This window comes from Microcoleus sp. S28C3 (assembly GCF_036700785.1).
GTDB classification, from domain to species: Bacteria; Cyanobacteriota; Cyanobacteriia; order Cyanobacteriales; family Microcoleaceae; genus Microcoleus; species Microcoleus asticus.
Genome location: NZ_JAUBPO010000205.1, coordinates 1 through 5,260, shown reverse-complemented (window position 1 = coordinate 5,260; position 5,260 = coordinate 1). Strand labels below are relative to the sequence as shown.

At 40.6% G+C, this 5,260-nt stretch carries 5 protein-coding genes, 1 tRNA gene and 1 pseudogene; 4 read left to right on the top strand and 3 right to left on the bottom strand.

Going from position 1 to position 5,260, the window contains the following annotated elements; translation table 11 throughout:
* Positions 1-340: 340 nt before the first annotated feature.
* Positions 341-1,676: pseudogene (locus tag QUA13_RS31305) on the top strand (IS701 family transposase).
* Positions 1,677-1,903: 227 nt separating this feature from the next.
* Here the strand turns inward: QUA13_RS31305 and QUA13_RS31300 are convergent.
* Positions 1,904-1,976: transfer RNA gene (locus QUA13_RS31300), tRNA-Ala, on the bottom strand.
* A 155-nt stretch (positions 1,977-2,131) separates the two neighbouring features.
* Positions 2,132-2,335, bottom strand: coding sequence for a hypothetical protein (locus QUA13_RS31295; RefSeq protein WP_333204837.1), 204 nt, complete (start codon positions 2,333-2,335; stop codon positions 2,132-2,134).
* A 593-nt stretch (positions 2,336-2,928) separates the two neighbouring features.
* On the opposite strand from QUA13_RS31295, the gene QUA13_RS31290 reads away from it, so the two are divergent.
* Entirely contained in the window at positions 2,929-3,123 is a 195-nt protein-coding gene (locus QUA13_RS31290) for a Uma2 family endonuclease (protein WP_333204835.1), read from the top strand.
* Between the two features lie 179 nt (positions 3,124-3,302).
* On the opposite strand, the gene QUA13_RS31285 is transcribed toward QUA13_RS31290, so the two are convergent.
* A complete protein-coding gene (locus QUA13_RS31285; protein ID WP_333204833.1) occupies positions 3,303-3,506 on the bottom strand; it encodes a hypothetical protein in 204 nt (67 codons plus the stop codon).
* 74 nt (positions 3,507-3,580) lie between these two features.
* Here QUA13_RS31285 and QUA13_RS31280 point away from each other — a divergent pair, with 74 nt between their 5' ends.
* Both QUA13_RS31280 and QUA13_RS31275 read left to right on the top strand, forming a co-directional pair.
* Positions 3,581-3,877: a CU044_2847 family protein gene (locus tag QUA13_RS31280; RefSeq protein WP_333204831.1), complete on the top strand. Its 297-nt coding sequence runs from the start codon at positions 3,581-3,583 to the stop codon at positions 3,875-3,877.
* A gap of 186 nt (positions 3,878-4,063) precedes the next feature.
* On the top strand, positions 4,064-5,260 hold a 1,197-nt coding region (locus tag QUA13_RS31275), incomplete at its 3' end, for a serine protease (protein ID WP_333204829.1).

The following is a 5,260-nucleotide window of genomic DNA, read 5'->3' as shown; positions in this document are numbered from 1 at the left end:
GTATTAGCTTCGGGCTTTTTCATGTATATATTCTAGCAGATTTTTCCCCTTCTATCATTTTTCACCTGAATCCTTACCGAATAAGTTTTCATTTTTACTAATGCGTGATACTTGCTAAAATTTGAGATAGTTGTCATTCTAGTGACTGGCGGGTCGAGGGACTACTGCTCGAAGAGCGCCCCATTTAATTAGAGCTGTATAACATTTTGAGGTTCTATATTTTTCACTACGTTTAAGTCAGTTATATTATACCTCATCTTTCTAAGAAATGCTATATCGCTCTTCCATCACTCTTATGATAGAATAATAGATAAAAGTGTCACAAACCGTTAACCGGCTTATGTTTGCGGAAAGAGAACCTGCATCGACAATAAAATTCGTGGACGATTACTGTCAATGGTACAGAACGCTATTTCCAGAAGTAAGAAGTTTTGAGGCGTTTAAATACCTCCATGTCGGGATGATTTCAGATATTAAACGTAAAACATTACCAGCAATAGCGCGTGTAGTAGGATTGAGTAACGAGCAAGGCCTATTACATTTTCTAACCGAATCGCCTTGGAAACTAGAGCAACTAAGGCAAACAAGATTAAAGCTAATACTACAAGTATTGGCAGGTCGAGAAATTACGCTAATTATTGATGAGACCGGCGATCGAAAAAAAGGAGAAACCACAGACTATGTGAAACGGCAATACATTGGAAATTTAGGAAAAATAGAGAATGGGATAGTGGCAGTCACAGCCTATGGGTTAGTGGAGGGAATGACTTTTCCGTTGATATTTGAAGTCTATAAACCCAAAGAGAAGTTACGGGAAGGAGAGCCATATTTAAGTAAGCCAAAGATCGCCGTGGAAATGATTAGATATTTACGAGAAATTGGTTTGAAGTTTAAATTAGTATTAGCTGATAGTCTGTACGGTGAAAGCCACAGTAATTTTATCAATGTTCTGAATGAATTGCAACTAAATTATGCCGTAGCAATTCGGAGTAATCATGGGGTGTGGTTGCCTAAAAACCAGAGGTTGAGAGAGAATAGATGGCGAAAATTTGACAGAATATTTGCTTCGGGCAGTCAGCAAGTTCGATATATTCGCGAAATAATATTTGGTAAAAAAAGAGCCGTTCAATACTGGCTGATTACCACCGACCCAGACAAATTACCAGAAAATTCAATTTGGTATGTAATGACTAAAATACCAGGGGTAAAATTTAAAGAAGTTGGTAATATTTATGGATTGAGAAACTGGGTTGAATACGGACTTAAGCAAAGTAAGAATGAATTGGGTTGGGCTGATTTTCGGCTAACTGACTATGGTCAAATTCAGAAATGGTGGGAAATCGTGATGAGTGCTTATCTCTTAGTGAGTCTGCACTCTCAAAATTTGCACAATACGGAGGGTAAAGGCATCAATGAATCAAGCGATGCAGTTGTCTCCAAATTTCGCGAGCATCAGTGGTGGGACTTTGGTCAAGGTTGGAAAAATCTGCTCAATAATTTACGCTTAGTTATGCAACCTTATCAATTTTTTAATTTACTTAAACCTTGGCAAGCGAGTTTTTCCAATTACGCATTTATCAGTTGGCTTTTTAAAACGAATTTCCTTGATAAATCGAATGCGAGGTGCTATCCCAGAGATCACTGAATCCGAATATTTCTTATTTTCTTCTGCTTAGAGTGATGGAAGAGCGATAGAAGTTTTAACAAAGTTGGAAAAATACTCCCGCTCAAAGTTGAGGACGATTCTCAGAGAGTTATTCGATCGGCTCGGTAAAAAAACGGTCGCAGATCTTCTGAGTTAAAAATTTAACTGGTACGAAGCTGGTATGCTTGAAAGTGACCCTAATTCGTACCTCGTTACTTTATCTTGTGCAACCGTTGCTATGTTAACGGGTTTTCTTTATGGAGAATAGCGGGCTCGAACCGCTGACCCCTACAATGCCATTGTAGTGCTCTACCAACTGAGCTAATTCCCCTTTCTTTTCGTGCTCTCAATCATGCCTTAACTGACCAATATTTGTCAAGCTTTTTGGGCAAATTAGTTTTAAACCCTGGAGTGGCAAGGCTTTCGGCTTTTTTTTTCAAAAAAAATCTCCTCGCTTCTGGACAATGGTCAATCCCCTACTATGATTTAGTAAGTGTGTTGGGATATTTCGGTCAAATGGCTCAAACAAGACCCCATGAGGAAGTAGACGACTACCAGGGCCCCGGCTGAGACAGCAACTAGGGTGCCGGCTAGCATTAGTGAAAATTCCCGTTGCGCGATCGCCTCTTGCATTAAGTGCAAAGACCAGGCAACGAGGGCAACGTCAATTATTAAAATAGAAACCAGCATAAGTTACGATTTGTAACAGCTTACCTATTGTAACAAAACTTTTCGCTCAGTGCAGATAAGCTTACGCGTATTTAACTTTTGCTCTAAAACCCCGAGGAAGCAGCGGAAAGCTACTGAAAAAAAATGATAGCTTTTCTTGATAATTACGATATGCAAAGTAAATGAGAGCTAGCTCATCTTTAGAGGGGGCGTTTTTGATTGAGCCAGCGATTAAGAGCCCGATAGCTGCGCTTCACACGCTTTTGTGAGAGGGCAGGGTGCGATCGACCTTTGAGTATAACTGATTTGATAGCAGTGCGATCACACCCTGACCCGATGCAAATTTGATAAAATTGGTGTACTTTTAATTAAAATAAAATGAACGGCTGTTGAGGATATAAACTAAGTTAACCCAAACTCAAAAACTCTACTCGCCAGAGGAATATTTTGCACTAGAGGAAGTGGCCCAGTCCCCAAGTGAATATATTGATAGCGAGATAGTTATTATGACTGGTGGTACTTCAAATCATAATGATATTGCGGGCAATTTTTAGGCTCATTTAAAATTTGCTCTGAAGTGGCAAAACTATAAGGTTTTTATCGGTGACTTACGGTTGTCTATACCGCGCTATCATCTGTATACTTATCCAGATGTGATGGCGGTTAAAGGCGAACCAGTGCTTTTAGACGATCGCACAGATACAATAATTAATCCTTTGATGATTGTTGACTTTTTGTCAAAAAGTACGAAAAATTACGATCGAGGGGATAAGTTTGATTATTATCGAGATCGATTCCTGAGTTTCTAGAATACATTTTAATCGCTCAGTATAAAGTTCATGTCGAACAGTTTGTCAAGACTTCTTTGTTAATCCTCCTCGTCTTCATCTATGTAGTTGGGAAAACTGGTTTCACCTTCCAATATGCACGAGTATTTGAGGATTGAGTCTTTTGTCGGTTTGATTCGTAGCAGTCGCCAGCCGTATTTTTATTGCATTGCGTAACACCGCCGGCGTTGGATGACTGAGTAGCTTGAGGTGACTTGCTGTTGCCGAGAATTCGTCACAACGATCGTATATCCATAGTGTAACGAAGTATTTTCGCCAAAACCCGGTTTCTGAGCACTCCTGCGTCCAGGACTAAATTTAACTCTTGTGGGATGGGCATCTTGCCCGTCCCGAAGTGCAATCATAGTAGCAATTTTAGGAAAAAAAGCTTATCCTAGAGAATAATTTATCTAAAATCCACAGCAAAGCAGGCAAAAGCATGGAACAAACAACAACTATTCCCCTAGAACTCTCTGACGGCACAATTGTCAGAGTCGAAGCAAGTTTAAGTGGTGAACAGAAAATCGCCTTTATGAAACGACCTTTCAAAGAAGCAACAGATGCTATCAAGGCAATTGCGAAAGAACTATCAGGAGTTTTGCAAGAAGTCAATCCAGATAAAGCCACCATTAAATTTGGCTTAGATATTGCCATTGAATCTGGACAAATTACAACATTAATTGTAAAAGGTTCTAGCAAAGCAAACCTAGAAATTACTTTAGAGTGGAGCAAGTAATTCCAAGCAACGGAGGACACCGCACCGTGCCGTTTCCCTACCCCAAAAAAATCGTAGCACGGGCGAGGCTTCACAGCCAGCGCACTAGCGAGAGATGTAACTATCACCCGATTAATTGTAGGGAAACGGCACTGCCCTGTCCTGATATCTCAACTGCATAGAGTGACTAATCGCAAACACCCAAATATGACAGATATCACTAAACTATTGCAACAATGCACCCTGCGCGTCAGCGTTGGAGGTAGTCAGGGAACTGGTTTTTTTGTTGCCCCACAACTAATTCTCACCTGCGCCCATGTCGTTGCATCAGCTAATCCTGAAACAATCCATGTATTCTGGCAATGCCAAAAGCAGCAATACAGTGCTAGTCTTGAAAAAATCTTACCCGAAGATCATCTAGATTTAGCAATATTAAAGTTAAATACCCCAGATTTAAATCATCCTTGCATCAATTTTGAATCATTATATCCTCAACTGAATGACGATTTATTTAGCTATGGCTATCCCCAGGATTATCCCGACGGTGATTCTGCTACCTTTAAGTATGAAGGTGAAAGCTTTAAAGGCAATTCGCCATTGTACAAATTGAAAGGAGGACAGGCCAACTATGGAGCCAGTGGTTCACCATTACTCAATCAGCGCACCGGGAAAGTTTGTGGAATTCTGAATATTTCTCGCAATCCTAGCATGGATTTAGGAGGGCGAGCCGTACCTGTAAGTATAATTTTTGCCCAATTTCCTGAACTAGCAGAACTCAATCAGCGGTTTCATCAAAATAATTCAAAAAAAACAGATATCAATCCCTTTGACTACGGCACGCCAGTCTCGCCAGAACGCTTTTATGGACGGAAACAAGCTATTTTAGAGGTAAAAAGCCGAATTGGTGCTATTAGTTCTCAGAGCATCAATATAGTAGGAATGCGACGCAATGGCAAAACTTCCCTTTTGCGGTTGATTAGAGAACGTACCGAGATTTTTTTTCAACCTCAACAAAAACCATTAATTGTGACTTTAGATTTACAATCTCCCAAATTTCACACGCCAGAAGGCATCATTGAGGGACTGCGGCGGGAGATTTTAAAACAAACAGGAACTGAACCTTGGAGGCAGGATGTTAATGACGATCCTTTTGAGGTGGAAGATGGTTTTATGTGGCTGCGTGACCAGGGTTATCGGTTGATTGTAATCCTAGATGAGTTTGAAGGAATTATCCGACGTTTAGAACTTTTTCAGGAGTGGGGAGAAGATTGGCGTGCGAAAGCTTCTGCGGGTATGTTGGCTATGGTAATTGCCAGCAAACGTCCATTATTGGAGTTTAGACTAAGCAGGTCAAAAAGTGCGCTCGCCCAAAGACCGGCAAACGTCCATACTCCAACGGCAACG